This is a genomic window from Mesorhizobium sp. M8A.F.Ca.ET.202.01.1.1, from assembly GCF_004791595.1.
In the GTDB taxonomy this organism is placed as follows: domain Bacteria; phylum Pseudomonadota; class Alphaproteobacteria; order Rhizobiales; family Rhizobiaceae; genus Mesorhizobium.
The window spans coordinates 1-279 of record NZ_SRUN01000341.1; the positions used below are offsets into that span (position 1 = coordinate 1).

The window sequence follows — 279 nt, forward strand, 5'->3', positions numbered from 1 at the left end:
CGCGGATACAGAATGAATTCCGTGCCGGCCAGTGCAACGGCGGGCCCGGCGCGCTGGCCGAGGCTTTCCGCTTCGAGCCTGTCTTTCCTTTCGCCGACATACGCGCATTGCTGCCGCCGGCGCCGCCGCTCCGGCCGGTGATGGGAAGCACCAAACCGGTCGGCTAGTTCTCTGCCGCCGGCAGTTCGACATGCTCTCTCTGGCCTAGGCGCGGCTTTTCTGCGATATCCGGGCGGCCAATTCGCGACTTTACCAGCTGATGCTGCCATCACTTTCGCC

1 pseudogene is annotated in these 279 nt (G+C 64.9%); it reads left to right on the forward strand.

Annotated features, from left to right (window positions below):
* Nucleotides 1-167 (forward strand): annotated as a pseudogene (locus EN845_RS36590) (PIG-L family deacetylase); the annotation flags it as partial.
* Between the last annotated feature and the right edge of the window lie 112 nt (nucleotides 168-279).